2 protein-coding genes are annotated in these 3,233 nt (G+C 64.2%); one reads left to right on the top strand and one right to left on the bottom strand.

Going from position 1 to position 3,233, the window contains the following annotated elements; translation table 11 throughout:
• Positions 1-2,447: excinuclease ABC subunit UvrA (gene uvrA, locus WAW17_RS23740; RefSeq protein WP_422335354.1), on the bottom strand; the 2,447-nt coding region annotated here is incomplete at its 3' end.
• Between the two features lie 151 nt (positions 2,448-2,598).
• Between uvrA and WAW17_RS23735 the strand changes: the two genes are divergently transcribed.
• The coding region (locus WAW17_RS23735; protein WP_422335353.1) for an MBL fold metallo-hydrolase at positions 2,599-3,233 on the top strand (635 nt) is incomplete at its 3' end.

Below are 3,233 nucleotides of genomic sequence, written 5' to 3'. Positions count from 1 at the left end.
ATGTCTCGGTGTACCGCGAAGTGGACCATCGCCTCGCGGACGCTCATCTCCAGCACTTCGGCGATGTTCTTCCCCTTGTAGCGCACCCGCAAGGTCGCTTCGTTGAAGCGCTTGCCTTGGCAGACCTCACACGGCACGTAGACGTCGGGAAGGAAGTTCATCTCGATCTTGAGAGTGCCGTCGCCCGAACACGCCTCGCAGCGACCGCCCTTGATGTTGAAGGAGAACCGTCCCGGCTGGTACCCGCGAACCTTCGCTTCCGTGGTGGAGGCGAACAGCGTGCGGATCTTGTCGAAAACACCGGTGTAGGTGGCGGCGTTGGAACGCGGTGTGCGGCCGATCGGTGACTGGTCGACCCGCACGAGCTTGTCGAGGTGGTCGAGTCCGTTGATGCGGGTATGCCGTCCCGGAACCTGGCGGGCACCGTTGAGCTTGTTCGCCATGACCGTCGCGAGGATGTCGTTGACGAGGGTCGACTTGCCGGACCCGGACACACCCGTGACCGCGGTGAGAACACCGAGCGGAAAACTGACGTCGATGCCGCCCAGATTGTGTTCACGAGCACCGACCACCGTGACCTGACGCTTCCGGTCGACGGGCCGTCGGATGGCCGGCACGTCGATCTGGCTCCGACCGGACAGGTAGGAACCGGTGAGCGATTCTTCGCAGTCGAGCAACTCCTGATAGGTGCCGCTGTGCACCACCTTGCCGCCGTGCTCGCCGGCGAGCGGGCCGATATCGACCACCCAGTCCGACGCGCGGATGGTGTCTTCGTCGTGCTCGACGACGATGAGCGTGTTCCCGAGGTCGCGCAAGCGGGTCAAGGTCTCGATGAGACGCCTGTTGTCGCGCTGATGCAGACCGATGGACGGCTCGTCGAGCACATACAGGACACCGACCAGCCCGGAGCCGATCTGGGTGGCAAGGCGGATGCGCTGAGCCTCACCGCCGGACAACGTGCCGGCGGCGCGGGCCAGCGACAGGTACTCGAGCCCGACGTCGAGCAGGAATCCGAGGCGGGCCTGGACCTCGCGCAGAACCTGCCCGGCGATCGCCTCCTCCCGGGAGCCGAGCGTGAGGCTGTTCAGGAAGTCTGAGCACTCGGAGATCGACAGCTCGCAGACCTCGGCGATCGACTTCTTCCCGAACTTCTCACTCGCGATGGTGACGGACAAGATCTCCGGGCGCAGTCGTGCACCACCACACGCGGGACACGGAATCTCACGCATGTAGCCGTCGTAGCGTTCCTTCATCTGATCCGACTCGGTCTGGTCGAGCCGACGATGCAGGAAAGGCATGACGCCCTCGAACTCGGCGTAATACGAACGGGTACGCCCGTACCGATTTTTGTAGCGGACGTGGACCTGTTCCTGGCTGCCCTCGAGGATGGCTCTGCGCGCCTTGGCGGGGAGTTTGTTCCACGGCGTCGTCATGTCGAAGCCGAGGATGTCGCCGAGCCCCGACAGCAGTCGTCCGAAGTACTCGGAACTCTGGCCCATCGACCAGGGTGCGATAGCACCGTCCTCGAGCGACAACTCGGGATCGGGCACGACGAGATCGGCGTCGACTTCCTTGCGGATACCGAGTCCGGTGCACTCCGGGCAGGCGCCGTACGGCGAGTTGAACGAGAACGAACGCGGCTCGAGATCGTCGATGGCGAGCGAGTGGCCGTTAGGACAGGCCAGCTTCTCGGAGAATCGGCGTTCGCGGTCTGCAGCATTTTCTTCACGGTCGACGAAGTCGAGAATCACGATCCCCTCGGCGAGGCGGAGCGCCGTCTCGACGGAATCGGTGAGCCGCTGCTTGGAGCCGGCCTTGACGGTGAGGCGGTCGACGACCACCTCGATGTCGTGCTTCTCCTGCTTCTTGAGCTTCGGCGGGTCAGCGAGCGAATGCACGACACCGTCGACGCGCACGCGGGAGTAGCCCTGCCCGTTCAGCTGGTCGAAGAGATCGACGAACTCGCCCTTACGCGTGCGGACGACGGGCGCGAGCACCTGGAATCTGGTGCCCTCCTCCATATCGAGCACCTGGTCCACGATCTGCTGCGGGGTCTGCCGCGCGATCTGCTCATCACACACGGGGCAATGCGCCGTACCGGCGCGGGCGTACAGGAGGCGAAGGTAGTCGTACACCTCGGTGATGGTGCCCACGGTGGATCGTGGGTTGCGGTTGGTCGACTTCTGATCGATGGACACCGCCGGAGACAGGCCTTCGATGAAGTCGACGTCCGGCTTGTCCATCTGCCCGAGGAACTGCCGTGCGTACGCCGACAACGACTCGACGTAGCGTCGTTGTCCTTCCGCGAAGATCGTGTCGAACGCGAGGCTCGACTTGCCCGACCCCGACAATCCCGTGAAAACGATCAGGCTGTCGCGGGGCAGATCGATATCGACCCCTCGCAGATTGTGCTCACGGGCACCCCGCACGATAAGGCGATCCGCCACTCCAAGTCCCTTCATTGTTCGACAGCAGCCGAGGACGCGTGTGACCGCAGACTCCGGCCATGTCATGGTAAGCGCGGCCACCGACACGTTCTCCGTACCCGATCACGGACCCGCCACTCACCTGCTTGTATTCGACGGTAACCTCCCCAACATGACCCAGCAGCCCATGGTGATAGAAGACTCGTACACCGGCCACGTCTCCCCCGGTTCCGCGCCGCAGCGCCGAACTGTTCCGGGAGCCACGATCACCAAGATGTCCGTCGGCCCCATGGACAACAACGTGTACCTGGTCGTCTGTTCCGACACCGGCAAATCCGTCCTGATCGACGCCGCCAACGAAGCCGACCGGATCAACCAGCTGGTCACCGAGCACGCCCCAGGCCTCGAGCTGATCGTCACCACACATCAGCACGGCGACCACTGGCTGGCACTCGAGAATGTGGCAGCTACCACCGGCGTTCCTACCGCAGCCCACCCGCTGGACGCGCAGCCGCTCCCCGTCCGTCCCGACCGCCTGCTCGACGAGGGCGACTCCGTCACAGTCGGCAACCTCACCTTCGACGTGATCCATCTCGCCGGTCACACACCCGGCTCCATCGCGCTGGCGCTCACGGAGAAGAGCGGCGAGCGGACACACCTCTTCACCGGAGATTCGCTCTTCCCTGGCGGTGTGGGAAAGACCGCGGACGCAGGCAAGTTCTTCTCCTTGCTGTCCGACGTGGAAACGAAACTCTTCGCGCGGTACCCCGACAGCACCGTCGTCTACCCCGGCCACGGTGACGACAC

Origin of the sequence: Rhodococcus sp. (in: high G+C Gram-positive bacteria), from assembly GCF_049286785.1 — a bacterium.
Taxonomy (GTDB): Bacteria; Actinomycetota; Actinomycetes; order Mycobacteriales; family Mycobacteriaceae; genus Rhodococcus_F.
This window is presented reverse-complemented; position numbering and strand designations above follow the sequence as displayed.